Genomic DNA, 26,743 nt, shown 5'->3' with positions numbered 1-26,743 from the left:
TGTATCCTGTTGATATTGACTGATTTCGCCACCAGATATAGCCTTGTGTATAAAGTCCCGTTTTAAGGAGGCGGCCTGTTATGTCGGAAGCTACGATTACCCGCGCTGATCTTGCCGAAGCCGTTTATCAGGAAGTCGGTTTGTCGCGTAACGAGTCCGCCCAGTTGCTGGAAACGGTTCTCGACGAAATTTCATCTGCCTTGATCAAGGATGAAGTCGTAAAGATTTCCTCGTTTGGCAGTTTTTCCGTTCGCCAGAAGGGACAGCGCATTGGTCGCAATCCCAAGACAGGTGAAGAAGTGCCAATCCTGCCGCGCAAAGTGCTTGTGTTCCGGCCGTCGCAGGTGTTGAAAGCACGCATTAACGCTTAAGAACTGAACTCATGAAAAATAACTTGGGGGCTGAGGCGGAAAACCGCCGCACAGCAAAGTCTGACTCTGCGTTTCGTACAATTAGCGAAGCAGCAAAAGAGCTGGGGCTGCAGCAGCATGTCCTGCGTTTTTGGGAATCCAAGTTTCCTCAGATCAAACCAATGAAACGTGCTGGCGGGCGACGTTATTATCGCCCGGAAGATCTGGTGTTGCTGGCTGATATTCGTTCACTGCTCCATGATCAGGGCTACACCATCAAGGGTGTGCAAAAGTTGCTTGATCAGAACAAGGGGCAGTTGCCTTCGGAAGTCGCGGTGGCGTCGCTGGCTGAAACCGTCGATGGTCCATCGGATGAAGCATCAGATATGGCTTATTCGACAAGCACAGCAGGAACACCAGATAAGACTGTTCTTGCAAACCTGTTAGGTGAATTGGAAGAGCTTCAAGGTATCCTCAGGTCGGCACTACAACAGTCGGAAAAAAATACGTAAAAACCATTTGCGTCTTTGGGCTTGCGCGGCTATTTATCGAGCCGCGTCAAACGACGCATTCTTTACGGTCGGAGCGTGGCGCAGCCTGGTAGCGCACCTGCATGGGGTGCAGGGGGTCGGAGGTTCGAATCCTCTCGCTCCGACCAATTTATTCTCCATCAAAATCTGATATGCGATCATTGGTACTGGTGAGGCTACGGCATCAGTCGGGCAAGCATTTCCACGGTGTTATTTTCGTCAACACGGATCAGAATGATTTCGCCTGATCTCGGATAGATGCCGGTTAATGCGGTGATATTCACCTGATGGGTAATCAACAGGGCCTTGATTCCTTCAGGGAGTGCACCAAGTCGGTCAATGATTTGGTCCGTTTGAGTTTTCTTGGTACCGCTATCACGGAAAAACGAATTAAGTGCCAGTTCTTCTGTCACGGGGCCAAGGCCAAGCAAGCTGGCGGTTTCCAAACAGCGACACCACTGACTGCTGAGAATTACATCCAACTCAATGCCCACTTCACGGACGCGTTCGCCGATGGCACGCGCCTGATTGCGACCGGTCTCGTCAAGATTCCGTTGGGTGCTGCAATCGCCAATGGTGAAGTTTTCCGGATCGCCAGTACCCGGCGCAATGGCATGACGCATTAGCGCATGCACATCTGGCTGATGCCATATATCCCACGCGTGCTCGGTATCTGACGCTTTGGCGCTGTGTGCGACAAAGGAGCATGCGAGGGTGAGAACAGCAACCGTATTTCTGACAAATGAAAACATGATCCGGCACACTCAGTGGTAAAAGGTGATTAACCTTGATACCCGTGGACATGCTGATTAGATCAGTGCAGCGGTTCGGGACCGCGACCGGATGTCCTTATGCGTTTTTATCAGCAACAGAGGTCGCAACCCTACGACCTTCATCGGTCAGTTTGCAAATAAGCCAGTCCGGTTTGATCGGGTTGTCGAACCATGGGGCAGCCCATCCATGATCAATGCAGCTTTTGACTGTTTTTTCACTGATTTGCTTGCCATTGGTGTCAAAGAGCGGCAACTTTCCACCCGGCTGGCTAAGGCCACGGCGCAACCAATCGAGTTGTGTTTGTGTCGGTTTCACCTGCTTTTTCCCCGTCATGGCATCCCTGAATTGATAGAATAGGTTTGTGTGTGGCGCGATGTGATGATGAAGCTATATATTGCAGGTAAGTGTGACGGATAATCAACCGAGGGGCAATCACCATGACATCGAAGTCCTTTGATCGTAGTGACATGGTCTTTCTTTATGTGACCGCGCCGGACATGGAAGTCGCCCGCTTGATTGCGGGCGGTGCCGTTCGAGAAAGATTGGCGGCCTGCGCGAACATCATGCCCCAAATGACGGCAATCTATGAATGGGATGGTGATATCGAAGAAGAAAACGAGATAATTGTTATTCTGAAATCGACCAGCGCAGCGGCAACGGCGCTTTCGGAATGGATCACAGATCATCACCCCTATGATGTTCCCTGTATTCTGGAAATTCCATTAGGCAGGGGAAATGAACCATATGTCGATTGGTTGCGCGGTCAGGTCGCAGGGGCAACAATCCCGAATTGATTGCATCAATGGCCTTTGGCCCCTAGGATGGCCGAAATTTTACATTTAACGAAGTGACCAATGAACCAGCTTACAAAACTTGCCCTTGAAATGGGGCCGCTGATCCTGTTTTTCGCAGTCAATGCGACAACCAATCTTATGACTGCAACAGCGGTTTTTGTAACGGCAACAGTGGTTGCGCTGGCAGTATCGTATGCTATTGCCCGAACCATTCCGGTGATGCCGTTGATTGGCGGCGCTTTCGTGATCGTGTTTGGCGGCTTAACGCTTTATCTCGACAATGATCTGTTCATTAAAATCAAGCCGACGATTGTCAATCTGCTGTTTGCAGCGATCCTGTTTGGCGGTTTGATTGCTGGAAAGCTGTTTTTGAAATTGGTTTTGGAAAGTGCATTTAAGGCGACGGACGAAGGATGGCGCATCCTGACCTGGCGCTGGAGCATTTTCTTCGTCGTTCTTGCCGTGATCAATGAAATTGTCTGGCGCAATTTTTCGACCGATACATGGGTTGCGTTCAAGGTATGGGGGATTATGCCGCTGACCATGGTGTTTGGCATGGCCCAGGTTCCAGTCCTGATGAAACATCAATTGCCAGAAAAAGAGAACGGTTCATCTCCGGCATAAGGTCTGAACGAAAATAAGAAAGGCGGGATTTTCATCCTGCCTTTCTTATTGAATGGAAGAACACGCTATTTGACGGGTAGGGCGACGCTGACCGCAGCCTGAGCCGCGATACCTTCCTCGCGTCCGGTGAAGCCCAGGCGCTCTGTCGTCGTCGCCTTCACATTGATGCGATCAACTTCAATACCAAGAATTTCAGCAACCTTTTCGCGCATGGCCTGTGTATGCGGTCCTATTTTGGGCCGCTCACAAATCAGGGTGATATCCGCATTGACGATGCGTCCGCCGCGTTCGCGGATCAGATTGACTGCGTGAAGAACAAACTGATCCGATGCTGCCCCCTTCCATTTCATGTCAGAAGGCGGGAAATGTTGGCCGATATCGCCGGCACCAATGGCACCCAACAATGCGTCTGTTAACGTATGCAGGCCGACATCCGCATCTGAATGGCCTTCAAGGCGTGCAGAGTGGGGGACTTTGACACCGCAAAGGATACAATGGTCACCTGGGGCAAATCGATGAACGTCAAAACCGGTACCGGCCCGGAACTCTTCGTGGGTCATATCGCTGTCTTTCTCTGAGGCTGGAACAGGGTTAATCCAGTCACGGGCGCGTCCGATATCGTCGGGGCGCGTAATCTTGTCGTTTGAAACAGCCCCCTCTACGCAGACCACATCCAGGCCAAGTTGTTCCAGCAGGGCGGCATCATCAGTGAATTCGTGCCCCTCAAACCGTTGGTGAGCATCAAGGATCGTTTTGAAATGAAACCCCTGAGGTGTCTGGGCGCGATGAAGCTGTTCTCGTGGAATGGTTCGTCTAATTATCCCGGTGGATTCCGTCTGCTTGATGGTGTCGAGAACGGGAAGGGTGGGAATGGCACCCTGATATGTCGCTAGAGCTGAGATGACGCGGTCGATAACATCGTCTGAAATGCCCGGCCTTGCCGCATCATGAATAAGCACGTGGTCAGGGTTTTCATTTTCCAGTGAACGTAATCCGTTCAGGACAGATTGTTGTCTTGTCACTCCGCCGGGCACCGGGGCGACCAAGGATAGGCCTTTAACCGAATTATCGTACAAATCCTGATGGTCAGGATTATAAATGACCCTGATCAGTTCGGACGGCACATACTTAGCGAAGCTATCAATGCAGTGACGCAGCAATGTCTTTGCGCCAAGCAGATGATATTGTTTTGGTATCGGATCACCAAATCTGCTACCGCTGCCTGCTGCAACGATGACAACTGCGATTTTTTTGGTCATAAACGTGGTGCCGTGACTTGTCTGAATTGCGCCGCAGGCTATCTTTCTGCGATGACTTTGCCAAGTCGCCATTTGCCTGATGTTATGATGTAAACGCCTTTAGGCCGGATCCGAACATGATTGCTGCCGCCTTACATATCTTATGTTTGCTACCGCTAACCACGCAAATCATGCGGCGCGACCCGCAGCGCGACATATGGCTGTTTATGTCCATATTTGTTGCCGCGGCTGGTACGGTGATCGTGCTTGGCCTGACGGGCGAGGAAGTGCAATCGCGCGGATTTACAGCGGCTTTGCATTGGTCGGAACTTTCCGTGATCCTGATCTTTGGCGGGCTTGTCATATGCAACGGGCCGAAACAAATCTGGCGTCTTGCCGGTTATATCGGTGGATATCTTTTGGCATTCGGCGGAGTTGCAGCTGTTTTTAACGTATTTGAACCTGTTGCGGGCCCGTCGGTTGCAGAACCGGTTCTTTATTCTGGCTGGCTTTGGGTTCATATCGGAACGTCACTTGTAACCTATGCGCTTGTGACACTGTCTGCAATTGCGGCCATGGGCTATGTTGTTCAGGAAGATGCACTTAAAAACCGCCGTCCAAACCGCTGGAGCCGTCGCCTGCCGCCGTTGCGCGACAGCGAACACATGCTTGTGAGTTTTCTGAAATGGTCGGCATGGGTCCTTGTGATCGGAATTATTACCGGTTTTGCATTGCGCCAGGTCGAGGGGCAATCGCTGCTCTATCTTGATCACAAGATGCTTCTTACCCTGCTTGGTTTTGCCGTGATTTGCGGACTGATATTCATTCACGAAAAATCCACTCTGCGCGGGCGTATGGCTGTTCGGTTTGTGCTGGGGGCATGGCTGCTGCTTACCCTGGCATTCCCGGGCGTTCGATTTGTTTCGGGATATCTGATCTGATGAATATTCCGGGCCTTGTTTAAAGGTGGCGGCCGTGTTGGTTGGCTTATATTCGCCAATTCGCTTAGAGTTGTTGCAACGCCGAGCCAGTTTCATTAATCTGCCCAAGTTTTAGGCAATCGGATTTCCTTCATGTCTTTGCAGATCGGTTCTGTAAATGTGCCAGAGAATGTCATCCTGGCACCAATGTCAGGTGTGACTGACCTTCCTTTTCGGCAACAGGTGCGCCAGTTTGGCGGGCATCTGGTTGTCTCGGAAATGATTGCGTCTGATGCCATGACACGTATCCAGCGCCATCAAAAAGAAGTGCGCAAAATGCACGGCGATTGTGCAGCCGAAAGCCCGCTTTCCGTTCAGCTTGCCGGAACTGAACCCGATGAGATGGCGCTTGCCGCAAAGATGAACGAAGATCGCGGTGCTATGATCATTGACATCAATATGGGCTGTCCTGCCAAAAAGGTCACAAAGGGCTATGCCGGATCGGCCCTGATGCGTGATGAGAATCTTGCTGCCGATATCATTGAAGCAACCGTCAATGCCGTTTCCGTACCCGTGACGCTTAAGATGCGTTTGGGATGGGACGATGACAATCGTAATGCACCGCGTCTGGCAAAAATCGCCGAGGATCTGGGAATTGCGATGTTGACCATCCATGGTCGGACACGTTGCCAGTTTTATAAAGGCGATGCGGACTGGGACGCAATTGCACTGGTCAAACAGGCGGTATCGATCCCGGTTATCGGCAATGGGGACGTCAATAGCGAGGAAGATGCGGCAGAGCTTCTGAAACGTTCCGGTGCTGATGGTGTAATGGTAGGGCGTGGCGCGCAGGGACGACCGTGGTTTCTGGCACAGGTATCACATTATTTGAAAACCGGTCAGAAACTGTCAGCGCCGTCGCTTGCTGTGCAACTGCAAACGATCCTTAGTCATTATGATGCGATGATTGATCATCACGGTCAGCAAGGTGTCCGTATCGCAAGAAAACATTTGGCGTGGTATTGCAACAGCTTACGCAACGCGACTGAATTCCGTCGTATTGTGAATGAGTTAAGTGACCCATTTGAAGTCAAGGATCAGATAAGGGCATTCTACGAGCCATTGATCGAAAATGCGGACAAACAGGCCGCGGCCTGAGAAAAACAAGAATTAAATAGCGATATTATCGGGGAAACTTTGAATGAGACTTGGATTTGGCAAAGGAAACGGGGTGGACCCGACTGGCGTGCTTAATGCAATTGCTAGTGCGGTCGTCGTTTCTGATCGGGATGGCAAAATCCGCTTCGTCAATCAGGCGACGGAACAGCTGTTCAATACCAGCGCCGCCGTTTTGTGCCGCAGCAACCTCAAGGACTTCATTCCCGGTGACAGCCCGGTTTTCTCGCTGATCAGTCAGGCTATCGACGAAGCAACCTTGGTGGCGGATCATAATCTTCTGATCGAAAGCCCGAAGATTGGCAAACATACCGTCAATCTGACAGTGGGCTCGATGCCAGATGAACCTGATTGCGCTGTTCTGACGTTCGAGCCGCGCTCTATCGCTCAGAAGATTGATAATCAGTTGTTAAGCCGGAACTCGGCACGTTCGGTAAGTGCGATGGCAGCGATCCTTGCGCACGAGATTAAAAATCCGCTATCGGGTATTCGTGGCGCGGCACAGTTGCTTGAACAAACATCGAATGAAGACGACCGGGTACTAACGCGGTTGATCTGTGATGAGGCCGACCGGATCGTTGACCTTGTTGACCGTATGGAAATCTTTTCCGACAAGCCGATGGAACGCGGTGCGGTTAACATTCATACCGTGCTTGAACATGTCCGCAGGCTTGCTGAAAACGGTTTTGGCAAACACCTTGCATTCGAAGAAATCTATGACCCGTCGTTGCCACCGGTATTTGGCAACCGCGATCAGCTGATTCAGGTATTTCTGAACCTTCTTAAAAATGCAGGCGAGGCTGTCGACCATGACAGCGGTCATATTGTGATTTCAACGCGTTACCAGCATGGGATCCGTCTGGCTGTGGCTGGCGGCGATGCACGTGTGCACTTGCCACTGGTTGTTTCGGTGCGCGACAATGGACCAGGTATTGCGCCCGATATGCGCGAAAGCCTGTTTGATCCGTTTGTGACCACCAAACCAACCGGTTCCGGACTGGGGTTGGCGTTGGTGGCAAAAATTATCAATGATCATGGTGGTGTTATCGAAGTGAAAGACGCACCGGGGGGCGGTGCCGAATTTCAGATCATGCTGCCGATCTATAACCGCACGTTGGCCGAAGACGTCAGTGCGGATAATATAATGAAAAACAAGGAAGAAACCGTATGAGCCCGAGCCCGGCCAGAATTCTTGTTGCTGATGATGACCGTGCGATCCGTACTGTTCTGACGCAGGCTCTGTCGCGTCAGGGGCACGAGGTCCGCAGTACCGGTCACGGACGTACCTTGTGGGACTGGATTGCCGATGGGGACGGCGATCTGGTGATTACGGATGTCATGATGCCAGATGAAAACGGGCTTGATATGGTGCCGCGTATCCGCAAGCTTCGACCGGATTTACGCGTTATCGTCATGAGCGCGCAGAACACCCTGATGACAGCCGTAAAAGCAGCACAGCGCGGAGCCTTTGAATATCTTCCAAAACCTTTTGATTTAAACGAGTTGATCAGCATTGTTGATCGTGCGCTTGAAACACCACAAGCCGCCGACAATGCCAAATCATCAGATGATGAAGGTGATGACCGTCTGCCATTGATCGGTCGTTCTGCGGCAATGCAGGAAATCTATCGTGCGCTGGCCCGGTTGATGAACACCGACCTGACAGTGATGGTGACTGGTGAAAGTGGTACCGGCAAGGAGCTGGTAGCGCGTGCACTTCATGAATATGGCGGTCGTCGTCATGGGCCGTTCGTTGCCATTAACATGGCAGCAATCCCGCGTGAACTGATCGAAAGCGAGTTGTTCGGTCATGAAAAGGGGGCTTTCACCGGCGCCAACGAGCGCAAGGTTGGCCGCTTTGAGCAGGCCGAGGGCGGTACGCTGTTTCTCGATGAAATCGGTGATATGCCGCTTGAAGCGCAAACCCGTTTGCTTCGTGTCCTTCAGGAAGGCGAATATACCCGTGTTGGCGGGCGCACGCCGATCCGCGTTAATGTTCGTATTGTTGCGGCAACACATCGCGATCTGCGCAAACTGATCCGCGAGGGAACTTTCCGCGAGGATTTATTCTATCGCCTGAATGTCGTGCCGATCCGTTTGCCATCCCTTCGGGAGCGGCTTGAAGATATCCCGGAACTGGTCAATCACTTCCTGATGCAGGCAAGCGAAGAGGGACTTCCTCGCAAGACGCTTTCTTCCGATGCGATGGCGCGTTTGAAGGTGCATCGCTGGCCGGGCAACATCCGCGAACTGGAAAACATGGTGCGCCGTCTGACGGCTCTATATTCGCATGATGTGATTGGTGTCGATGTTATCGAAACCGAGTTTTCCGAAAATAACATCAGCGAGTCAGCCCCAGTCGGAGAGCCCCAGTCACTTGCTGAATCGATCGAACGTCATGTTCGCGAGTATTACGATGCCCATGACGAGGATTTGCCATCAAGTGGTCTTTATGATCGTATTCTGCGTGAAATGGAACGCCCGCTTTTGACTGTTACACTGGAAGCGACCAGGGGCAATCAGGTGAAGGCAGCCGAGGTTCTTGGGCTTAATCGCAATACCCTGCGCAAGAAAATTCGTGATCTCGGACTGGAAGTTGTCAGGGGCGCAAAATGACCGAAGCCGGACGACCCGTCACCAGTCGTCTTATGCAGTCGTGGTTTGTCAGGTTCCTGGGGCGACTTAGCCAATCGCGAAAGTTTGCGATAGGTTTGGTCTGTGCCGCGCTTGTATCTGTTCTTGCGACCTATCTCGCGATGACCGGTACCGCGCCGCTACGGCCAGAACCCCGTCTGATCATCCTTTTGCTGAATATTGACCTTGTTCTTGTTCTTGCACTTGCCACGCTGGTTGCCCGCAAGCTCGTCCAGATATGGGCCGAGCGACGTCGTGGTACGGCCGGCGCCAAACTGCATACAAGAATGGTTCTGCTATTTTCGCTGGTCGCGGTAACGCCAGCGATTATCGTTGCCGTATTTTCCGCGTTGTTCCTGCATTTCGGTATTCAGGGATGGTTCAGTGATCGCATCCGAACCGCCGTCGAAGAAAGTATGGTGATTGCCGAAGCATATCTGAAAGAACATCAGGAACTGATCCGGGCCGATGTTTTGGCAACGGCAAATGACCTTCAACGTCTTGGCGTCAACTTTGCAACTGACCGGGAGCGGATCAACAGAATTCTGACGGCGCAGGCAGATGCACGTGGTTTGCCCGAAGCCGTCATTATTGATGGAAGCGGAGCCGTTCTGGCGCAATCCGATTACAGTTTCTCATACGATCCGGTTTTGTCGCCAATCCCGCAGGAAGTATATGATCGCGCTCGAAATAATGATGTGGTTCTGATTTTGGGCAATACCGATAATCGCATCCGCGCAATGACACATCTTGATAGCTTCATCGACGGGTATCTTCTTGTTGGCCGGTTCGTTGATCCCAATGTGCTGGAGCGTATCGATAAGGCCCGCAAAGCGGTTACCGCATACGAAAACCTTGAAGGCGAGCGGTCAGGGATCGTGATCACCTTTGTCATGATCTTTGTTCTGATCGCGGTTGTTCTGCTTTTGGCGGCGGTTACGCTAGGGCTGATGGTCGCAACGCGATTGGTTGAACCGATTTCTCAGTTGATCATCGGTGCCGAAAAAGTCAGCGATGGCGATTTAACCTTCCGCGTTCCGCTTGCGGGGCAGGAGGACGAGCTTGAGGCATTAACCCGTGCCTTCAACCGCATGACGGCCCAGCTTGACACGCAGCGGACGGAACTGGTGGCGGCCAACCGCCTGAATGATGAACGTCGGCGCTTTACAGAAGCCATTTTGGGTGGTGTGACGGCAGGCGTTATCGGACTGGATGCAGAGTGTCACATCAATCTTCCAAACCGCAGCGCATCGGACCTGATGGGAATTGATCTGGATGGGGCTATCGGGCAGTCGATCTGCGAGGTTATCCCGGAATTTTCCGTGTTGTTCGAAGATCTCAGCAAGGAAGGGGATCGCAGTAAATCACGGCAGATCGAAATACGGCGCGATGGTCTGAACCTTATGCTTTTAGCGCGCGTCACGATCGAGCGTGCGGAAGACCGGTCTATTTTCGGATATGTCGTAACTTTTGACGATGTCACTGAACTTCAAACCGCGCAACGGATGGCCGCATGGGCCGATGTTGCCCGCCGTATCGCCCACGAGATCAAGAACCCGCTAACTCCTATACAGCTTTCAGCAGAACGTCTTAAACGTCGATATCTGAAGGAAATTCAAAGCGATACCGAGGTATTTAAAACCTGTACCGACACGATTATTCGTCAGGTTGGAGATATTGGACGCATGGTTGACGAATTTTCAAGCTTTGCCCGAATGCCATCGCCAAAGATGAAATCGGAAAAGATTGTTGATCTGGTGAAAGGTGCCGTGTTCCTGCAAAAACAGGCCTACACCAAAATCATCTATGACTTCGACGCAAAGGCAGGTCGTGAAATTGAGGTATCCTGTGATGCGCGTCAAGTTAACCAATGTCTGACCAACACCCTTAAAAACGCCGCAGAGGCGATCGAGGGGCGGGAAGGTGATGTTGCCGAGCTTCCACAAGGACGTATCGAAATTTCTGTGACACGTTCTGATGAAAATCAACGTATCTATGTGACAGTTTCGGATAATGGCAAAGGTCTACCGGTTGAAAACCGCGAAAGGCTTACCGAACCCTACGTCACCACACGATCAAAAGGTACTGGTCTTGGTCTTGCAATCGTCAAGAAAATCATGGAAGACCATGGCGGAGAGCTTATACTTGCCGACGGTGTCGAGAGCGGTGCAACCGTTACGCTGGCGTTTCCGACCGCAGGCAAACACATAACTGCAGAAGATACTGCGGACAGCAATTCTTTGAACAACTGATCTGGTTGTTTCATCAGCAATAATTTAAATACGGGCATATTGGTCAAGACATGGCGCACGATATTCTGATCGTCGATGATGAAGAAGATATCCGGGCTCTGATTGCCGGAATTCTGGAAGACGAAGGACACAAGACCCGTCAGGCAGGCTCCAGCCAGGAAGCGCTTTCCGAGGTTGCTGCACGCCGTCCGAGCCTTGTTATCCTCGATATCTGGATGGATGAAAGCGATCACGATGGTATCGAGACTCTCAAGCTGATCAAACGTGAGCATAGCGAAGTCCCTGTAGTCATGATTTCCGGCCACGGAAATATTGAAACCGCGCTCGAAGCTTCACGCAACGGGGCATATGATTTCATCGAAAAACCGTTCAATACGGATCGGCTTTTGCTGGTGGTTGAGCGTGCCATCGATGATGCGCGCCTGCGCCGCGAAAACCGCGAACTAACCATGCGGGCAGGGGGCGATACCGAACTTGTAGGTAGCTCAAGTGCCATCAACGGATTGCGCCAGGCCATTGATCGGGTTGCCCGCACAGGAAGCCGTATCCTGATTTCAGGCCCTGCTGGTTCGGGAAAAGAGGTTGTCGCGCGCCTGATCCACAAAAATTCCGCCCGTTCAGATGCACCATTCGTTGTGCTGAACTGCGCAAATATTTCGCCGGAAACGATGGAGGAATCCCTGTTTGGTGCGGTTGCGGCTGCCAATCGGGAAGCCCGCACCGGGGTGCTCGAACTCGCACATGGCGGTACGCTTTTGCTTGATGAAGTGGCTGATATGCCACTGGAAACGCAAGGAAAAATCGTTCGTGTGCTGCAAGAACAAACCTTTGAACGTGTTGGTGGTTCTGTTCCGGTCAGTGTTGATGTTCGTGTCGTTGCGACGACTGCGCGCGACCTGGAAGAGCGTATTGCTGAACAGCGTTTCCGTCAGGATTTATACTACCGTCTGAATGTTGTACCCTTGCAGGTGCCGTCATTGCAGCAACGTCGCGATGATATCCCGGATCTTGCCGAATGGTTCCTTGTGCGTTACGCCGAAGCGACCGGCCTGCCAAAGCGTAAACTGTCGGGGGAAGCATTGGCTGCGTTGCATTCCTATGACTGGCCGGGAAACGTTCGTCAGCTGCGAAATGTGATTGAACGATTGATGATCATGGCGCCGGATGACAGTACGGATATTATCAGCGGTAAAATGCTGCCAGCCGAGCTGTTTGAAGATGTTCCTGTATCTTTGAATTTTGATAAAACCAGTGAAATCATGGCATTGCCACTGCGTGAAGCCCGCGAGATGTTCGAAAAGGAATATCTTCAGACACAGGTAGAGCGCTTTGGCGGGAATATTTCCAAAACCGCAAGTTTTGTAGGAATGGAACGTTCGGCCTTGCATCGAAAACTCAAAAGTCTGGGCGTGAATGGAGAACGTGCTGAATAAGCCGCCTCATACGATCCGGAACTTTTGAACGGGAGACGAAACAATGAAGGTCATCATTTGCGGCGCCGGGCAGGTGGGCTTCCACATTGCCAAATACCTTGCTGCCGAAAACAATGATGTGACGGTTATCGACCAATCGGAAGAATTGGTTCGCAAGATTTCCGATACACTGGAAGTCAAGGGTATCATTGGCTTTGGATCACATCCTGATGTCTTGCAGCAGGCAGGTGCCGATGAAGCAGATATGCTGATCGCGGTGACCTTTGCCGACGAAGTCAACATGACGGCCTGTCAGGTTGCGCATTCGCTGTTTAATGTGCCGACGAAAATCGCCCGTATTCGCAGCCAGACCTATCTGCAGCCAGAATGGGCAAGCCTGTTTGGCCGTGAAAAGTTGCCGATCGACGTTGTGATTTCCCCTGAAATGGAAGTTGCCCGCGCCGTCGCACGGCGTTTGCGGGCGCCCGGTGCATTCGACATGATCCCGTTTGCGGATGACAAGGTCAAAATCCTTGGTCTGCGATGCAACGAAGATTGTCCGGTGATCAATACACCGCTTCGGCAATTGCATCAGCTTTTTCCGGATCTTAATATTTCGATCCTTGGCATGATCCGTAATGATAAACCGGTTTATCCCAAGGGCGATGATCAGATGCTGGCTGGTGATCTGGTCTATCTGGCGGTGTCTAGTGACCAGGTGGATCGTGCCATGTCGGCCTTTGGTCACGAAGACCCGGAAGCACGACGCATTGTTATTTTCGGGGGTGGGAACATCGCACTTTTCCTGGCCGAGGAAATCAATCGGAACTTCCCAGGTGTCACCACCCGCCTGATCGAGGCTGATCCGGAACGTGCCCGTTTCGTTGCTCAGAAACTGCCCAAGAAAAGCGTGGTTCTGCGCGGGGATGTGCTTGATCCCGAACTGCTTGAAGAGGCCAATGTCGGCAATGCCGAGGCTGTTGTCGCGCTGACTAACGATGATGAAACCAACATTCTGTCATCGCTTCTGGCGAAACGGTATGGCTGCCCGCGCGCGCTGACCCTGATTAATAAAAGCACCTATACATCCTTGGTCTCCGAGCTTGGGATTGACGTTGTCATCAGCCCGCGCATGACAACGGTGTCGACAATTCTGCACCATGTTCGTCGTGGGCGAATTCGTGCGGTGCACAGTCTTTCCGAAGGATTTGGCGAAGTTCTGGAAGCAGAAGCACTTGAAACAGCACCAATTGTCGGCAAGGCGATCAAGGATATCGCCATGCCGGCAGGCGTTGTGTTTGGTGCAATCCTGCGCGATGGCGAAGTCCTGATGCCACGCGCCAATACGGTAATCGAAGCCAATGACCGGATTGTGGTCTTTGCGGGCTCCGAGCAAATCAAAAAGGTCGAAAAGATGTTTGCCGTACGGCTGGAATATTTCTAAAAATTCAAAGGCTTGCAGCATTATTATTGTAAATCAGATTAACGTGCGTTCCGGATATATTCATGTCAGAAAAAATGCTATTGCCGCCCAAAGCCGTTATTTTCGACTGGGACAATACGCTGGTCGATAGCTGGGAAACCATTCAGGCGGCTCTTAATCTGACATTTGATGATTTTGGCAAGGATCGGTGGGACCTTGCCGAGACAAAAACACGGGTCGCGCGTTCATTGCGGGACAGTTTCCCAACCCTGTTTGGCGACAACCGCTGGGAAGAAGCCAAAGACCGTTTCTATGCCCATTTCAAAGCGATCCACTTGGAAACCCTTACGCCACTCGCGGGGGCGCATGATCTTTTGAGTGCGCTTCGTGATACTGGTGCCTATATGGGGGTGGTTAGCAACAAGAACGGTGATTTTCTGCGCTCGGAAGTTGCCTATCTTGGTTGGGGGCATTTTTTCGGTGGTGTGGTCGGGGCTACAGATGCAAAAAAAGACAAACCGGCGGCTGATCCGGTGCATCTGGCGATGGGCGACTCTGCTGCGGCGCAATATGAGAATCTGTGGTTTGTGGGTGATAGCGTGGTCGATATTCAGTGCGCGCGCAATGTTGGTGCAACCGCGATACTGATCGGCGACGAAGTTACCGGCCACGGGGACACCACGAATTCCGCGAATCTTGGACCAGATTGGCATTTCCCCGATTGCGAAGCGCTTGTAAGGCTTGTAAAAAGCTTTGCGAAAGTCTTATAGTTCAATCAGGTCATAAAAATGGGGCCGGAGCCGTAATTGACAGAAAAGTCGTCGGTTCTGCATTTTCCTTGACCGCCCGAAACGATAAAAACGCTCATAAAAGAAGGCTAGGTCTAACCAATGGCGGAAAAATCACAAAATGTTCAGGACGTATTCCTGAATTATTGCCGTAAAAACAAAACGCCGGTTACCGTGTTTCTGGTCAACGGAGTCAAATTGCAGGGCATTATTACCTGGTTTGACAATTTCTCTGTTTTGCTGCGGCGCGATGCTCACACCCAGCTCGTTTACAAACACGCGATTTCGACGGTAATGCCGACGACACCGATTAAACTGTTTGATCCGAGCCAGCCTGCGACGGACGAAGAAAATAGCTGATGAATCTCTGACTGCGGGGGCTAACGGCGACGATGACAGCCCCCGGGTCCTCGTTTTCCATCCGGAACTGAAACGTGCGGATCAAGCTGGATCCTGGCGCGACGCATCGTCGCGACTGGAAGAAGCCGTCAGCCTGACCGGCGCACTGGATTTTGAAGTTGTGGGCGCAGAGGTTGTGCCCATAGCAAAGACACGTCCGGCCACCCTGTTTGGGACCGGTGTCGTTGAACGCCTTGGAAATCAGATCAAAGCCGAAGAAGCCGACATTGTCATGATCAATGGCCAGCTTTCCCCGATCCAGCAACGTAATCTGGAACGGGAATGGAAATGCAAGGTTATTGATCGGACTGGTCTTATTCTTGAAATCTTTGCTGATCGTGCGCGCACTCGTGAAGGGCGCCTGCAAGTCCAACTGGCGTTGCTGAGCTATCAAAAGTCCCGTCTGGTTCGCACATGGACGCACCTTGAACGCCAGCGTGGCGGTCGCGGGTTCCTTGCCGGTCCTGGGGAACGTCAGATCGAGATTGACCGTCGTTTGATTGGCGACAAGCTGGCCAAACTTCGCCGTGAGCTTGAGGAAGTCAAGCGGACACGCGAACTTCATCGCGAGGCACGTCGACGCGTTCCTTATCCGATTGTGGCACTTGTCGGCTATACCAACGCTGGCAAATCAACGCTGTTCAACCAGTTGACCGTTTCGGACGTCTTTGCCGAGGATATGCTGTTTGCAACCCTTGATCCGACCATGCGCGGTCTTGAACTGCCAAGTGGTCGTAAGGTGATACTGTCCGATACTGTCGGATTTGTTTCAGACCTGCCGCACGATCTTGTGGCAGCCTTCAGGGCGACACTTGAAGAAGTTCTCGAAGCTGACTTGATCGTGCATGTGCGTGATGCCTCCTCGCACGAGGCGGAAGCCCAGAAGCTTGACGTGCTGGAAGTTCTAAAAGCGCTTGGTCTGCAAAAGGCAATTGACGGCGAAGAGCTGGTCGAGGCGCTGAACAAATGCGATCAGCTTGAAGGCGAAGATTTGACCGCTGTGCAGGAATATTCGGCACGTAATGCCAATACGATTGCAATATCAGCGATCAAAGGCACCAACTGCGATGCGTTGCTGGCTCTGATCGAGGATAGGCTGACCGAAGACATGCCTGTTTTCGAGCTCCTTGTCCCTTATTCGGATGGCAAGGCGTTGGCTCGGCTCTATGAACAGGGCGAAGTGCTAAAACGCATTGACGGTGAGGACGGCATTTCGGTGCAGGTCAGGATTGATGACAGTCGCGTCGGTCGTTTCGAAGATTGGTGCGCCAAATCCGGGTTTGATCTGCATTTGGTCTAGAATTGCCTGTTAGAACTCAGACTGGAAAGGAACAAGGTGTGCTTAGTGTCGATATGGATAAGGTGACTGAGATTATCCGCGAAGTATCGGCAGAAGAGATCGCACCGCGTTTTGGGCAGTTGGAAAAAGGCGACATCGATACCAAAACCCATGCAATGGATCTGGTAACGATTGCGGATACGGAGGCAGAACGTGTTCTGACAAAGAGGTTTTGCGATCTTTTGCCCGGCAGTGTCGCACTGGGTGAAGAGGCCGCGCATGCAGACCCGAAACTGCCGGAACGTGTGTTTGGTGAAGATGCCCCGATCTGGATCATCGATCCTGTAGACGGCACCAAAAACTTCGCCCACCACAAACAGCCGTTTCGCTGCATGGTTGCCCTTTATCACGGTGGCGAAACTATTGCTGCGTGGATCGTTGACCCTATTGAGGGTTCGGCAACGGTAGCGGAAAAAGGGGCGGGGACGTATCATAATGCCGCCCCCGTCCGGGTTCGCTCAGACATTCAGGCAGCCAAAGATGCCAAGGGATTTCTGATCTCGTTCGCGCGTGATCGTATTCGCAAGCATTATGGTCATATCGATTTCTTTGACGAGATTGCCCACTATTCCTGTTGTGGGGCCGAATATCAGGAAATTGCCCGGGGACTTTTTGATTTCTGCGCCTATCGCAACCTGAAACCCTGGGATCATGCGCCCGGCACGTTGCTTGTGCGGGAGGCTGGTGGTGTTGCCAAATATATCACCGCTGACAGATCGAATGAATATCACGCCAATGGCAATGCACCAGGTTTACTGTGTGCATCCTCACCTGAACTTTGGGCGGAAATGAACGAGTTATTGCTGCCTTTGTTCGAGTAGTTTTCGCTCTTTATCCTTCAACCGCTATTGCGCTCCGCCTGTTTGGCGGCATTCCAAAGCGCATCCATTTCTTCCAGATCGGATTGCCCTGCACTTCGCCCGTCGCGTGCCAATTCGTTTTCGATGAAATGAAAACGTCGTGTGAATTTGTGGTTTGCGCGACGCAAGGCAACTTCGGGATCAACACCCAGCTTGCGCGACAGGTTGGCCATGACGAACAGCATGTCACCGAGCTCGTCCTCAATCCGATCCTGATCAGGGTTTTCAGTCAGTTCGGCCTGCAGCTCGCCGATTTCTTCATGCAGTTTATCAAAAACTTCATCCGTGGATGGCCAGTCAAACCCGACACGCGCAGCCCGTTTCGTCAGTTTCTCGGCACGCATCAGCGCGGGCAGGGCGCTTGCCACACCGTCAAGGGCGCTATGGCGTTGCTGCCCTTTTGTTTCAGCCTTTTGCGCACGTTCTTCGGCCTTGATCTTTTCCCATGTCTGATTGACACCATCCGTGGTTATGGCATCACCATCGCCAAAGACATGCGGATGACGATCAATCATTTTCGAAACAATGCTGTTTGCGACATCTTCAAAGGTGAAATGACCTTCTTCGGTGGCCATCTGCGAATGAAAAACGACCTGAAGCAACAGATCGCCAAGTTCCTCGCGCAGTTCGCTCATATCATTCTGGGCAATCGCATCGGCAACTTCATATGCCTCCTCGATTGTGTAGGGGGCGATGGTCGCAAAATTCTGTTCCAGGTCCCAAGGGCAGCCGCCATCGGGATCACGTAATCTGGCCATGACATCCAGTAATGCATTGATTGCCTTGCTGTTATGGTTCGCCATGTCCGTAATGTCCTGCTTATTCGTTGTGACTTGTTCATTCTGTCGTAACGCGACATACCCTGCATGACAAGCTCACGGAAAAGCAAGGCAAAACAAAACCCGCCAGAAGATGACTGGCGGGTTTCGATTTGTAATTGCCGCTTGATTTAATCAGGCTGCGGCACGCTCTTCGGGTTTGGCAGCGCTTTTATCGTCAGCTTTGCTACGCTTGCCTTCGACAAGACCCCGATGCAACGCCTTGATTGCCTTGTTGAAGTCGCCTTCGGCAACCACGAACTGAAGATCAACACGGCGACTTGGATAGTGGCTGGCGACCAGTTCAATGCCGTCGGCGTCAAGAATTCCAACCGCACGGGCAAAGAGGCCCGGCTGATCAATATTGGCACCGATCACAGAAACAATTGCAACCTTGCGGGTTTTCACACTCGCTTCGGGTTGTTTCTCTTCGATCTCATCCACACAGCGGCGGATTTGCTTAAGCGGTGCGGATACATAATGCGTGATCGTATTTGCATTAAGGTTCTTGGTGACGGTTGGAACCTTGAAGCGTTTCAGGACACTCAGAATTGTCTCTTCACCACCGGCGACACCAACCATGTCCTGATTGAACACTTCGATCTCGAATGCTGTCGGTACGCCAGTCACGATTTCGACACGGCTGTCATCCGGGTCCCAATGATCGTCAATGACGGTCCCCGGATGTTCCGGCTCAAATGTATTTGCAATACGAAGCGGGATATCATTCTGACGCAGCCCCTTTGCTGCGCGCGGATGAATGGCTTCCATACCCATATTTGACAACTGATCGGCGACATCATAGCTGGTGCGACCAATCGGACGCACGGCATCCTCACCGACGATGCGTGGATCAGCACTCGACAGGTGGAATTCCTTGTGAATGATCGCTTCGCGGGCCTGTGTCAGGCAGGCGATACGCGAAAACGTTACTTCGCTGTATCCGCGGCCATAGATGCTCATCAAACCTTCGCTGCACTGGGCATAGCCAGTGGCAATCGGAAGCTGTTTGGCGATATCGATATCGGAAAATACCTTTTCGATACGGCCATCAAGCGTTGATGCTTCCGGCTCACGCCAGCCAGAAAGGTCGGCAAAAACAGCATTAACACCCTTGGCACGGAGCAACAGCATGGTGTTGTGGGCACTATGCGCTTCACCAATCGCGCTGAGCATTTCGCGAACAGTCAGCAAATGCTTTTCAAGTTTGAAATGCCCAAAGCTGCACAGGCGATGCAGGTCCATCAGACAACTGCGCGTGCCTTCAATACGCTCTTGAACGAATGCATTTGCCAGCTTGAGCTCCGACGCATCGCCAAAGATTTCTTCGTTAATCGCACACATCTTTTCAGAAACCTTGGTCAGGGAATCGCCCCATGCCCAATCGGTTTCCGAACCCGCATAAAGCTGATAAACGCCGGCTTCACCGGTCTTTTTGTTTTCCAGCAGCATGTCAGTGAAACCGCCATAAGCCGAAACCACAAAAACGCGGTTATAAAGTTCTTCATCGCTACGATTGCCGACAAGGATGTTGTCCATCACGGCATTGACCTGCGACATCGATGTTCCGCCGATCTTGTGAACGCTATGCCCAGCGTCCGTTTTTGCGACAGTCTTTTTCTGGGCTGAAAGCATGTTGCCTCCTTTGGGGGCGTTTCCTTGAAAAGTCTATTCATTCAAAGCTTGGGGCGGTCCGTAATGGCCGCCCCAAAGCAAAAGCCCTAGCTGGCGAGTGCATCACCATCAAGCGGGTAAACCCCGTTTTCATCGTGGGTTTCGCGCCCGTTAAGCGGCGGGTTGAACGCACAGGCAACCACCATATCCTCAGTGCCACCACGCAGATAATGACGATCGTGCTTATTGAGTATGTAAACTGTGCCAGGCACGATCTTGTATTTCTTGCCGTCCGCGATGGTTTCGACTTCGCCATTACCAGAAATGCAATAGACGGTCTCGAAATGGTTGGCGTAGCAAATTTCGGTCTCGGTGCCGGCATAGATCGTGGTGATGTGGAACGAGAAACCCATGCCATCGTCAGCAAGCGACAGACGAGTGCTTTCCCAGTTATCGGCGACGATACGGCGACCGGATGCTTCACATTCTTTCAGTGTACGAACAATCATGTATAACTCTTTGATTTAATTTGAACCGTGGGGCAGGGCGACACCGTGATGTCGCCCAGTTAAAATCATTCAGCAGCAGCCTTCGGTGCAACAATTTCCTTGTCCATTGCCTTGGCGGTCGCCATTTCCAGAATATCAAGGCCGTGGGCCAGATCTTCTTTGGAAATGATCAAGGGCACCAGGCATTTGACGACTTCGTCTTCCGGGCCACTGGTTTCGATAACCAGATTGTGCGCGAAACATTCCTTGGTAACCTTGGATGCGACCTCGCCACTTTCAAAGCAGATACCCTGCATCAAGCCGCGACCTTTGCGATAGATTTTCCCATCGCCATAGCGTTCGGCAATCTGTTCAAGGCGCTTGCCAAGGAAGTCGGCCTTGTCTCGGATATCGCTAGCGAACTTGTCATCCGACCAGAAATGATCAAGTGCAGCCGCCGCCGTCACAAATGCATGGTTATTGCCGCGGAACGTGCCATTGTGTTCACCCGGATGCCATACATCATATTCCGGTTTGATCAGAACAACCGCCAGCGGCAAACCATAAGCCGAAAGCGATTTAGACAGCGTCACCATATCGGGTTTGATCCCGGCTGGCTCAAAGCTGAAGAAGGTGCCTGTTCGGCCACAACCCGCCTGAATATCATCAACGATCAGCAGGATATCGTGCTTACGGCAGACCTGTTCCAGCTTTCTCAGCCAGTCAAAATCAGCAACGTTCAGCCCGCCTTCGCCCTGAACGGTTTCAACGATGATGGCAGCGGGCAGGGCGATACCACTTGAATTGTCGCCCAGAACACGGTCCAGATATTCAGTCGTGTCGGCACCGTCACCCATGTAACCATCGAAGGGGACCGCCACGGCATTATCAAGAGATACCCCGGCAGCACCACGATGATGCTCGTTACCAGTAATTGCCAGTGCACCAAGTGTTACACCGTGGAAACCATTGGTGAATGAAATCACGGTTTCGCGTCCTTTTACACGGCGCGCAAGCTTAAGGGCCGCCTCAACCGCGTTGGTACCGGTTGGGCCGGTAAACTGGATTTTATAATCCATGTTGCGTGGTTTCAGGACTTTGCTTTCCATTGCATTCAGGAAAGCAGCCTTGGCCTTGGTGTGCATATCCAAGCCATGAGTAATGCCGTTCGATTTGATATAATCGATCAGTTTTTCCTGCAACACAGGGTGATTATGCCCATAGTTAAGGCTACCTGCACCAGCAAGGAAGTCGAGATAACGTTTGCCATCGGTATCGGTCAGCCAAGCACCTTCCGCTTTTTCAAAGATTACAGGAAAGGAGCGAGCATAGCTCTGGACTTCCGATTCAAGACGATCAAATACAGTCATAATTCCCTCTTTTGATTGGGAAAATAAAAAAATGGTCCTGTCATAGCAAACGTCCGGGCAGGCCGGTTTGTTCCAACTAAATGACAGCAGAAAGCAGGAAAATGATGATCTGGCGATCAGGCTGCTACGCGCGCAACGTCCTCACGCTCGAACGGGCCGATCTGCCAAAGTATTTCACTTGCGGATGCGCCATCGAAATGCGTTTCGCGTTCGAACAGGACCTTGCGTTTGACCTCGGTCTCCAGTTCGCGTGCCACGGAACGGAAAACACCCTGTGACGGTGCATTCGACGACGTGATGGTCGTCTGCAGCTCGGTCACGTCATGGCAAATCGGGCGATCAAGGATTTCAAGAATCATGGACTTCGCAAGCTTCAGGCCGCGCGCCTTTGGTGAAACGGCAACCTGCCAGATAAACAGACGTTCCGGATTTTCCGGAACAATGTAGCCGGAAACGAACCCTACGGGCTCGCCGTTAAGTTCTGCGATCACGCAGGTATCTGCGAAATGCGAACATTGCAAAAGGTTGCAATAAACAGAATTTTCGTCCAGCGGCTTGCATTCAGCAATCAATTCATTGACTGCTGCGCCGTCTGTGGCCTTGGGTTTCCGGATCATCAAATTGGCTTTACGGCCGTTATTGCCGTTTGTGGTGGCAATTTTCATCGGTCTATCTGCTCTATTATTTCGATACACGATCTTTCATGTCGCGATAAATATATAGAATATCGATGCAAAAAGGTCAACATGCTCTCTGTGACGAAATCGTTATATCTCTCAATATATTGATACTATTTGATATTCTATTTTTAGTGGGCTCATTCGCCTTATGGGGAAATCAAAGAAATTTGCATAGATGATACAACGGATTTCGATTGAAATATATTTCGATCATCTATGCAAAGAGTCCGGAAAACGTTGCAGAGTATCAGTTTTATGGGGTATTAGTTGGTCAAATCAGAACAACAAATTCCGGAAATTGCAGCATGGACAAGTTGCACGAAGCGCTCATTTCAATTCGACGCATTTTACGTGCCAGCGACATTCACGCCAAAAAGCTTGGAAAAGTCACCGGCCTCAAGACATCGCAACTTATTGTCCTCCAGTCTCTTGAAGAATTCGGGGAAATGACCGTTGGGGAAATCGCGGGAAAGGTCAACCTTGCCCAGGCTTCCGCAACGGCGCTTGTCGATAGGCTTCAGGCGATGAACCTCGTGATGCGTGCGCGCGGAAATACAGACAAACGAAAGGTCTTTGTGCAATTGACCGAGCATGGTCGAAATGTTCTGGGTCGTGCACCAATGGCACTTCATGATCGGTTTTCTGATAAGTTCAAGGCGCTTGACGAGTGGGAGCAAAGCTTCCTCATCGCAGCCCTGCAGCGTGTTTCCGGTATGATGGACGCCAGCGACTATGACGTCGCACCACTGCTTGATCATGAGGTAATCGTAGAGAAGGGTGGTGAACCACCCAGATCCGCTCATTGATTGGTCTGCAGCCAAGAGGTTCGCGTACGAAAATACAGACGACAGGCGCAAAAAGAAAAGCTTGGAATGTGTCGTGATGATAGTCGAGCAGAAATTTAACAACGCCGATCATGAAAAGGTATTATGTTTTATAACAACAGCTTGACTGAACTTTCTCATTAAACAGATAACGTTTAATTTGTCATAATATATATTATAGAACTTTGCGATATAGGAGAACGAACAACCTTTCCGACCTTCAATCCAGATCAATAACCAGCCCATCATACGCTGGCGCGACATGATCCGGCGTATCTGCCATTGCTTCATCGTAATCAAAAAGAATGCTCATATGCGTGAAGTAAGTTTGTTTGGGTTTGAATTCCTCAACCCACTGTAACGCTTTTTCAAGATGTGCGTGCGTCGCATGCGGTTTATGACGAAGGCAATCAACAACCCAGACATCAAGCCCGTAAAGATGTTCTCGAGATTCTTCCGGGAAATTGACCACGTCCGTTGAATAGGCAAATTTCCCAACTTTGAAGCCAAGTGTTTCACCGTAACCGTGATCCTGACGGAAAACGGTTATCGGAACCCCTGCCGCCTCAAACGGCCCGGATATCACATGCGGGATCAGCACAGGTTTGTAATAAAAGTCTGTTCCGTTGGCCAATGGTTCAAACACATAGGCAAAACGATGATCAATGTCAGAGATGGTTTCGGCAGACGCGTAAATATCGATCGGTCGATGCATCGCGACATTGATCCAGCGAAGCTCATCTATGCCATGGACATGATCTGCATGTGCATGTGTGAACAGCACCGCATCAACATGATTGATGTCATGGCGCAATGCCTGTTCTCGAAAATCCGGTGTCACATCGACCAGGATTTTTTTACCTGCCTGCTCGATCAGGATTGAACTTCTCAGACGACGGTTTTTCGGATTTGTCGGATTGCACTTTCCCCATCCCAAGCCAACGGATGGGACACCGTTTGATGATCCGCAGCCCAGAATGGTGATTTTTGTCACTGTTCGCCTGCCTCCGGGGACAGAAGATTCTTGCGATCAGCTTTCTTGAATAGTGTGAAGAAATTATCGCTGGTTATCCGGGCTATTTCATGAACATCAACGCCCTTGATCTGAGCAAGTTTTGCCGCTGTATGTGCGACATAGCTTGGTTCGTTTGGTTTACCGCGCTTCGGGACTGGTGCCAGATATGGCGCGTCCGTTTCCACAAGCAAACGGTCAAGCGGAACATCAGCGACCGCTGCCTGAATTTCTTTTGCGGAATTGAAGGTAATAATCCCGGAGCACGAGATATAGAAACCAATCTTCAAGGCACGTTGCGCCAGCGTCGCCGAACTTGAAAAGCAATGAATGACACCAGTAAACGGCCCCTTTTCATATTCCTCTTCAAGGATATCCATCGTGTCGTCGTCTGCATCACGTGTGTGCACAATCAATGGCAGACCGGTTTCGCGACATGCGGCAATATGGGCGCGAAAGCTTTGGCGCTGTGCTTCGCGGGGGGCATGATCGTAATAATAATCAAGGCCGCTTTCGCCGATGCCGATAATCTTCGGATCGGATGCCATTTCGATCAGGCGATCAGGTGATGAAAGCCCCTCCTCGCCCGCCTCGTGCGGATGGATACCGACCGTGCAGTAAATGTGGTCTGCTTTGGCAGCGACGGCGCGAACATTTTCGAAAGTCGAAAGCTTGACGCCGATACTGACCATCATACCGACACCAGCATTCCGGGCACGTTCAATTGTGCCCGGAAGATCTTCGGAAAACTGGGGATAATCCAGATGGCAGTGGCTGTCGACAAGTGCGACATTCATGCCTTCTCTCCTTCGTCTTCGGCTTCGACATAGCGCGGGAATACGCCTTCCGGCTTTGGCAGTTTGGTGCCTGCGACCAGGGCGTGATCTGCGCCAAGCTGTTCAAATCCGCGCTGATCGACCGGCAGAACAAGCTGATCAAGGATTTTGGCAGCAGATGCAGGCATCAGCGGCTGCACCAGAATACCGACATGACGAATGACTTCGGCCAGGACATACAGGACAGTTTCCATGCGCGCCGGGTCGGTCTTCTTCAAGCCCCAAGGAGCCATTTCATCGACGTAGCGGTTCGCGTCACCAACCAATTCCCAAATTGCTTCGATGCCTTTATGAAATGCCTGTGCATCAAATAGCGGACGAACGTTATCAAGCATGCCATAGGCCTTGCCAAGGATGGCCTGATCAGCCTCGGTAAAGTCACCTGCGGTCGGGACAGAAGCGTTGCAATTCTTGTGGATCATCGAAAGGACGCGCTGGCACATATTGCCAAGATCGTTGGCCAGCTCGCTATTCATGCGGTTGACCATCGAACGATGCGAGAAGTCACCGTCGTTGCCGAAAGGAACTTCGCGCAGCAGGAAATAACGTGTCTGATCCAAACCATACCGATCTGTCAGGTCGTAGGGATCAATCACATTGCCCAGCGATTTAGAGATTTTCTGCCCCTCATTGGTCCACCAGCCGTGTGCAAAAACACGTTTAGGCGGTGCAATATCGGCCGCCAAAAGGAATGCCGGCCAATAAACAGCATGGAACCTAAGGATATCCTTGCCAACCATGTGCAGATCAGCAGGCCAGAACTTTTCAAGTTTCACCGGATCCGCACCCGGATAACCGATCGCGGTCAGATAGTTGGTCAACGCGTCAAGCCAGACATACATGACATGACCTTCGTCGCCCGGTACCGGTACGCCCCATTTAAAGCTGGTCCGCGATACCGACAAATCATGCATGCCACCCTTTACAAAGCTGATCACCTCGTTACGGCGTGACTGTGGCGCAATGAAATCGGGATTGTCGTCATAGAATTTCAACAACCGATCACCCCAGGCGGACAGCTTGAAGAAATAGCTGGGCTCGGAAACCCACTCGACGGGGGCACCGGTTGGTGCAACCTTTTCCCCATCCTTTTCAATCAGCTCCTTTTCGCCATAGAACGCCTCATCGCGAACGGAATACCAACCGTCATAAGAGCCAAGATAAATTTCGCCCTTTTCAAGCAATGTATTCCAGAGTGCCTGACAGGCTTTTTTGTGGCGTTCTTCGGTCGTGCGAATGAAATCGTCATTTGAATAATTCATATGAACGGCAAGATCGCGGAAATTCTGCGAGACCTGATCGGTAAAGGTTTGCGGATCGATCCCCTTGGCCGCAGCCGATTTGTCGACCTTCTGGCCATGTTCATCGGTTCCGGTCAGGAACATCACGTCATAACCGTCCAGGCGCTTGAAGCGGGCCAGAACGTCGCAGGCAAGCGTGGTATAGGCATGTCCTATATGCGGCTTGTCATTAACGTAATAGATCGGTGTTGTGATGTAATAGGGCTGTTTGTGCCCGGTCATGATCGCAAATCCTTCGCGCAAGTCGTGAAACAAAACGGCCCGAAATGGGCCGTTATGGTCATAAT

Annotated in this window: 27 protein-coding genes and 1 tRNA gene; 17 read left to right on the top strand and 11 right to left on the bottom strand. The window is 51.5% G+C overall.

Features of this window, described 5'->3' with window-relative positions; translation table 11 throughout:
* Positions 1-80: 80 nt before the first annotated feature.
* The 3 genes from P8T57_RS19395 to P8T57_RS19385 all read left to right on the top strand — a co-directional run bounded on the left by P8T57_RS19395 (position 81) and on the right by P8T57_RS19385 (position 1,008).
* Positions 81-371 carry an integration host factor subunit alpha gene (locus P8T57_RS19395; protein WP_007089542.1) on the top strand — a complete coding sequence of 97 codons (291 nt, stop codon included), beginning with the start codon at positions 81-83 and terminating at the stop codon, positions 369-371.
* An 11-nt stretch (positions 372-382) separates the two neighbouring features.
* Positions 383-862: a MerR family transcriptional regulator gene (locus P8T57_RS19390; RefSeq protein WP_341364054.1), complete on the top strand. Its 480-nt coding sequence runs from the start codon at positions 383-385 to the stop codon at positions 860-862.
* Positions 863-931: 69 nt separating this feature from the next.
* Positions 932-1,008: transfer RNA gene (locus P8T57_RS19385), tRNA-Pro, on the top strand.
* 48 nt (positions 1,009-1,056) lie between these two features.
* On the opposite strand, the gene P8T57_RS19380 is transcribed toward P8T57_RS19385, so the two are convergent.
* Together P8T57_RS19380 and P8T57_RS19375 are read right to left on the bottom strand one after the other, a co-directional pair.
* A complete protein-coding gene (locus P8T57_RS19380) occupies positions 1,057-1,632 on the bottom strand; it encodes a histidine phosphatase family protein (RefSeq protein ID WP_341364053.1) in 576 nt (191 codons plus the stop codon).
* A gap of 97 nt (positions 1,633-1,729) precedes the next feature.
* Positions 1,730-1,987: a hypothetical protein gene (locus P8T57_RS19375; RefSeq protein WP_007089545.1), complete on the bottom strand. Its 258-nt coding sequence runs from the start codon at positions 1,985-1,987 to the stop codon at positions 1,730-1,732.
* Positions 1,988-2,091: 104 nt separating this feature from the next.
* On the opposite strand from P8T57_RS19375, the gene cutA reads away from it, so the two are divergent.
* Both cutA and P8T57_RS19365 read left to right on the top strand, forming a co-directional pair.
* Positions 2,092-2,448, top strand: a complete 357-nt coding sequence (cutA, locus tag P8T57_RS19370) for a divalent-cation tolerance protein CutA (protein ID WP_063091968.1) — start codon at positions 2,092-2,094, stop codon at positions 2,446-2,448.
* Between the two features lie 60 nt (positions 2,449-2,508).
* Positions 2,509-3,072, top strand: a complete 564-nt coding sequence (locus tag P8T57_RS19365; protein ID WP_037992603.1) for a septation protein A — start codon at positions 2,509-2,511, stop codon at positions 3,070-3,072.
* A 65-nt stretch (positions 3,073-3,137) separates the two neighbouring features.
* On the opposite strand, the gene P8T57_RS19360 is transcribed toward P8T57_RS19365, so the two are convergent.
* A complete protein-coding gene (locus P8T57_RS19360; protein WP_341364052.1) occupies positions 3,138-4,331 on the bottom strand; it encodes a bifunctional 2-C-methyl-D-erythritol 4-phosphate cytidylyltransferase/2-C-methyl-D-erythritol 2,4-cyclodiphosphate synthase in 1,194 nt (397 codons plus the stop codon).
* Between the two features lie 206 nt (positions 4,332-4,537).
* Here P8T57_RS19360 and ccsA point away from each other — a divergent pair, with 206 nt between their 5' ends.
* The 11 genes from ccsA (at position 4,538) to P8T57_RS19305 (ending at position 17,474) form a co-directional block, all read left to right on the top strand.
* Positions 4,538-5,251: a cytochrome c biogenesis protein CcsA gene (gene ccsA / locus P8T57_RS19355; protein WP_258548347.1), complete on the top strand. Its 714-nt coding sequence runs from the start codon at positions 4,538-4,540 to the stop codon at positions 5,249-5,251.
* A 132-nt stretch (positions 5,252-5,383) separates the two neighbouring features.
* Complete coding sequence (gene dusB, locus P8T57_RS19350) at positions 5,384-6,388, top strand: tRNA dihydrouridine synthase DusB (protein WP_114093415.1); 1,005 nt, start codon at positions 5,384-5,386, stop codon at positions 6,386-6,388.
* 43 nt (positions 6,389-6,431) lie between these two features.
* Complete coding sequence (locus tag P8T57_RS19345; protein WP_037992596.1) at positions 6,432-7,577, top strand: ATP-binding protein; 1,146 nt, start codon at positions 6,432-6,434, stop codon at positions 7,575-7,577.
* Entirely contained in the window at positions 7,574-9,022 is a 1,449-nt protein-coding gene (gene ntrC, locus P8T57_RS19340) for a nitrogen regulation protein NR(I) (RefSeq protein ID WP_007089552.1), read from the top strand. Before P8T57_RS19345 ends, ntrC begins: the two co-directional genes overlap by 4 nt.
* Positions 9,019-11,292: a PAS domain-containing sensor histidine kinase gene (locus P8T57_RS19335; protein WP_341364051.1), complete on the top strand. Its 2,274-nt coding sequence runs from the start codon at positions 9,019-9,021 to the stop codon at positions 11,290-11,292. The genes ntrC and P8T57_RS19335 overlap by 4 nt, the downstream gene beginning before the upstream one ends.
* A gap of 50 nt (positions 11,293-11,342) precedes the next feature.
* On the top strand, positions 11,343-12,725 hold the full coding sequence (locus P8T57_RS19330) for a sigma-54 dependent transcriptional regulator (protein ID WP_007089554.1): 1,383 nt from the start codon (positions 11,343-11,345) through the stop codon (positions 12,723-12,725).
* Between the two features lie 43 nt (positions 12,726-12,768).
* Positions 12,769-14,148 (top strand): Trk system potassium transporter TrkA, encoded by a 1,380-nt coding sequence (trkA, locus tag P8T57_RS19325; protein WP_341364050.1) that lies wholly within the window; start codon positions 12,769-12,771, stop codon positions 14,146-14,148.
* A gap of 62 nt (positions 14,149-14,210) precedes the next feature.
* Entirely contained in the window at positions 14,211-14,897 is a 687-nt protein-coding gene (locus P8T57_RS19320; RefSeq protein WP_341364049.1) for an HAD family hydrolase, read from the top strand.
* Between the two features lie 120 nt (positions 14,898-15,017).
* Complete coding sequence (gene hfq, locus P8T57_RS19315) at positions 15,018-15,275, top strand: RNA chaperone Hfq (RefSeq protein WP_007089557.1); 258 nt, start codon at positions 15,018-15,020, stop codon at positions 15,273-15,275.
* Positions 15,268-16,614, top strand: a complete 1,347-nt coding sequence (gene hflX / locus P8T57_RS19310) for a GTPase HflX (protein ID WP_306460227.1) — start codon at positions 15,268-15,270, stop codon at positions 16,612-16,614. The genes hfq and hflX overlap by 8 nt, the downstream gene beginning before the upstream one ends.
* A 53-nt stretch (positions 16,615-16,667) precedes the next feature.
* Positions 16,668-17,474 (top strand): inositol monophosphatase, encoded by an 807-nt coding sequence (locus P8T57_RS19305; RefSeq protein WP_341365387.1) that lies wholly within the window; start codon positions 16,668-16,670, stop codon positions 17,472-17,474.
* A gap of 17 nt (positions 17,475-17,491) precedes the next feature.
* On the opposite strand, the gene mazG is transcribed toward P8T57_RS19305, so the two are convergent.
* From mazG to ectA, 5 genes are all read right to left on the bottom strand, one after another.
* Positions 17,492-18,316, bottom strand: coding sequence for a nucleoside triphosphate pyrophosphohydrolase (gene mazG, locus P8T57_RS19300; protein ID WP_114093417.1), 825 nt, complete (start codon positions 18,314-18,316; stop codon positions 17,492-17,494).
* Positions 18,317-18,466: 150 nt separating this feature from the next.
* The gene (locus P8T57_RS19295; RefSeq protein WP_341364048.1) at positions 18,467-19,966 is read right to left on the bottom strand and encodes an aspartate kinase; all 1,500 of its coding nucleotides are present in this window, start codon (positions 19,964-19,966) and stop codon (positions 18,467-18,469) included.
* An 86-nt stretch (positions 19,967-20,052) separates the two neighbouring features.
* Positions 20,053-20,454: an ectoine synthase gene (locus tag P8T57_RS19290; protein WP_007089562.1), complete on the bottom strand. Its 402-nt coding sequence runs from the start codon at positions 20,452-20,454 to the stop codon at positions 20,053-20,055.
* A 65-nt stretch (positions 20,455-20,519) separates the two neighbouring features.
* Complete coding sequence (ectB, locus tag P8T57_RS19285; protein ID WP_341364047.1) at positions 20,520-21,803, bottom strand: diaminobutyrate--2-oxoglutarate transaminase; 1,284 nt, start codon at positions 21,801-21,803, stop codon at positions 20,520-20,522.
* 116 nt (positions 21,804-21,919) lie between these two features.
* The gene (gene ectA, locus P8T57_RS19280) at positions 21,920-22,468 is read right to left on the bottom strand and encodes a diaminobutyrate acetyltransferase (protein ID WP_007089564.1); all 549 of its coding nucleotides are present in this window, start codon (positions 22,466-22,468) and stop codon (positions 21,920-21,922) included.
* Positions 22,469-22,677: 209 nt separating this feature from the next.
* On the opposite strand from ectA, the gene P8T57_RS19275 reads away from it, so the two are divergent.
* On the top strand, positions 22,678-23,289 hold the full coding sequence (locus P8T57_RS19275; protein WP_341364046.1) for a MarR family winged helix-turn-helix transcriptional regulator: 612 nt from the start codon (positions 22,678-22,680) through the stop codon (positions 23,287-23,289).
* 238 nt (positions 23,290-23,527) lie between these two features.
* Here P8T57_RS19275 and P8T57_RS19270 read toward each other — a convergent pair whose 3' ends face one another.
* The 3 genes from P8T57_RS19270 to metG are packed head-to-tail and all read right to left on the bottom strand — an operon-like array spanning position 23,528 to position 26,678.
* Entirely contained in the window at positions 23,528-24,301 is a 774-nt protein-coding gene (locus P8T57_RS19270; protein ID WP_071240014.1) for an MBL fold metallo-hydrolase, read from the bottom strand.
* Positions 24,298-25,116 (bottom strand): TatD family hydrolase, encoded by an 819-nt coding sequence (locus tag P8T57_RS19265; protein WP_341364045.1) that lies wholly within the window; start codon positions 25,114-25,116, stop codon positions 24,298-24,300. The genes P8T57_RS19270 and P8T57_RS19265 overlap by 4 nt, the downstream gene beginning before the upstream one ends.
* The gene (gene metG, locus P8T57_RS19260) at positions 25,113-26,678 is read right to left on the bottom strand and encodes a methionine--tRNA ligase (RefSeq protein WP_341364044.1); all 1,566 of its coding nucleotides are present in this window, start codon (positions 26,676-26,678) and stop codon (positions 25,113-25,115) included. The genes P8T57_RS19265 and metG overlap by 4 nt, the downstream gene beginning before the upstream one ends.
* Positions 26,679-26,743: the final 65 nt, after the last annotated feature.

Origin of the sequence: Thalassospira sp. SN3W, from assembly GCF_038070535.1 — a bacterium.
Lineage (GTDB): Bacteria > Pseudomonadota > Alphaproteobacteria > Rhodospirillales > Thalassospiraceae > Thalassospira > Thalassospira xiamenensis.
The sequence above is the reverse complement of the archived record's forward strand: the minus strand, read 5'-3'. Positions and strand labels throughout refer to the sequence as shown.

What these genes read in the sequence shown, in the direction of transcription:
- P8T57_RS19380 (WP_341364053.1), bottom strand. Translation starts at nt 1,632, where the DNA reads ATGTTTTCATTTGTCAGAAATACGGTTGCTGTTCTCACCCTCGCATGC.
- P8T57_RS19330 (WP_007089554.1), top strand. Translation starts at nt 11,343, where the DNA reads ATGGCGCACGATATTCTGATCGTCGATGATGAAGAAGATATCCGGGCT.
- P8T57_RS19295 (WP_341364048.1), bottom strand. Translation starts at nt 19,966, where the DNA reads ATGCTTTCAGCCCAGAAAAAGACTGTCGCAAAAACGGACGCTGGGCAT.
- P8T57_RS19320 (WP_341364049.1), top strand. Translation starts at nt 14,211, where the DNA reads ATGTCAGAAAAAATGCTATTGCCGCCCAAAGCCGTTATTTTCGACTGG.
- P8T57_RS19290 (WP_007089562.1), bottom strand. Translation starts at nt 20,454, where the DNA reads ATGATTGTTCGTACACTGAAAGAATGTGAAGCATCCGGTCGCCGTATC.
- P8T57_RS19345 (WP_037992596.1), top strand. Translation starts at nt 6,432, where the DNA reads ATGAGACTTGGATTTGGCAAAGGAAACGGGGTGGACCCGACTGGCGTG.
- ectB (WP_341364047.1), bottom strand. Translation starts at nt 21,803, where the DNA reads ATGACTGTATTTGATCGTCTTGAATCGGAAGTCCAGAGCTATGCTCGC.
- cutA (WP_063091968.1), top strand. Translation starts at nt 2,092, where the DNA reads ATGACATCGAAGTCCTTTGATCGTAGTGACATGGTCTTTCTTTATGTG.
- P8T57_RS19360 (WP_341364052.1), bottom strand. Translation starts at nt 4,331, where the DNA reads ATGACCAAAAAAATCGCAGTTGTCATCGTTGCAGCAGGCAGCGGTAGC.
- metG (WP_341364044.1), bottom strand. Translation starts at nt 26,678, where the DNA reads ATGACCGGGCACAAACAGCCCTATTACATCACAACACCGATCTATTAC.
- ectA (WP_007089564.1), bottom strand. Translation starts at nt 22,468, where the DNA reads ATGAAAATTGCCACCACAAACGGCAATAACGGCCGTAAAGCCAATTTG.
- P8T57_RS19305 (WP_341365387.1), top strand. Translation starts at nt 16,668, where the DNA reads ATGGATAAGGTGACTGAGATTATCCGCGAAGTATCGGCAGAAGAGATC.
- ccsA (WP_258548347.1), top strand. Translation starts at nt 4,538, where the DNA reads ATGTCCATATTTGTTGCCGCGGCTGGTACGGTGATCGTGCTTGGCCTG.
- trkA (WP_341364050.1), top strand. Translation starts at nt 12,769, where the DNA reads ATGAAGGTCATCATTTGCGGCGCCGGGCAGGTGGGCTTCCACATTGCC.
- P8T57_RS19265 (WP_341364045.1), bottom strand. Translation starts at nt 25,116, where the DNA reads ATGAATGTCGCACTTGTCGACAGCCACTGCCATCTGGATTATCCCCAG.
- P8T57_RS19375 (WP_007089545.1), bottom strand. Translation starts at nt 1,987, where the DNA reads ATGACGGGGAAAAAGCAGGTGAAACCGACACAAACACAACTCGATTGG.
- P8T57_RS19335 (WP_341364051.1), top strand. Translation starts at nt 9,019, where the DNA reads ATGACCGAAGCCGGACGACCCGTCACCAGTCGTCTTATGCAGTCGTGG.
- P8T57_RS19395 (WP_007089542.1), top strand. Translation starts at nt 81, where the DNA reads ATGTCGGAAGCTACGATTACCCGCGCTGATCTTGCCGAAGCCGTTTAT.
- mazG (WP_114093417.1), bottom strand. Translation starts at nt 18,316, where the DNA reads ATGGCGAACCATAACAGCAAGGCAATCAATGCATTACTGGATGTCATG.
- hfq (WP_007089557.1), top strand. Translation starts at nt 15,018, where the DNA reads ATGGCGGAAAAATCACAAAATGTTCAGGACGTATTCCTGAATTATTGC.
- dusB (WP_114093415.1), top strand. Translation starts at nt 5,384, where the DNA reads ATGTCTTTGCAGATCGGTTCTGTAAATGTGCCAGAGAATGTCATCCTG.
- P8T57_RS19390 (WP_341364054.1), top strand. Translation starts at nt 383, where the DNA reads ATGAAAAATAACTTGGGGGCTGAGGCGGAAAACCGCCGCACAGCAAAG.
- P8T57_RS19365 (WP_037992603.1), top strand. Translation starts at nt 2,509, where the DNA reads ATGAACCAGCTTACAAAACTTGCCCTTGAAATGGGGCCGCTGATCCTG.
- ntrC (WP_007089552.1), top strand. Translation starts at nt 7,574, where the DNA reads ATGAGCCCGAGCCCGGCCAGAATTCTTGTTGCTGATGATGACCGTGCG.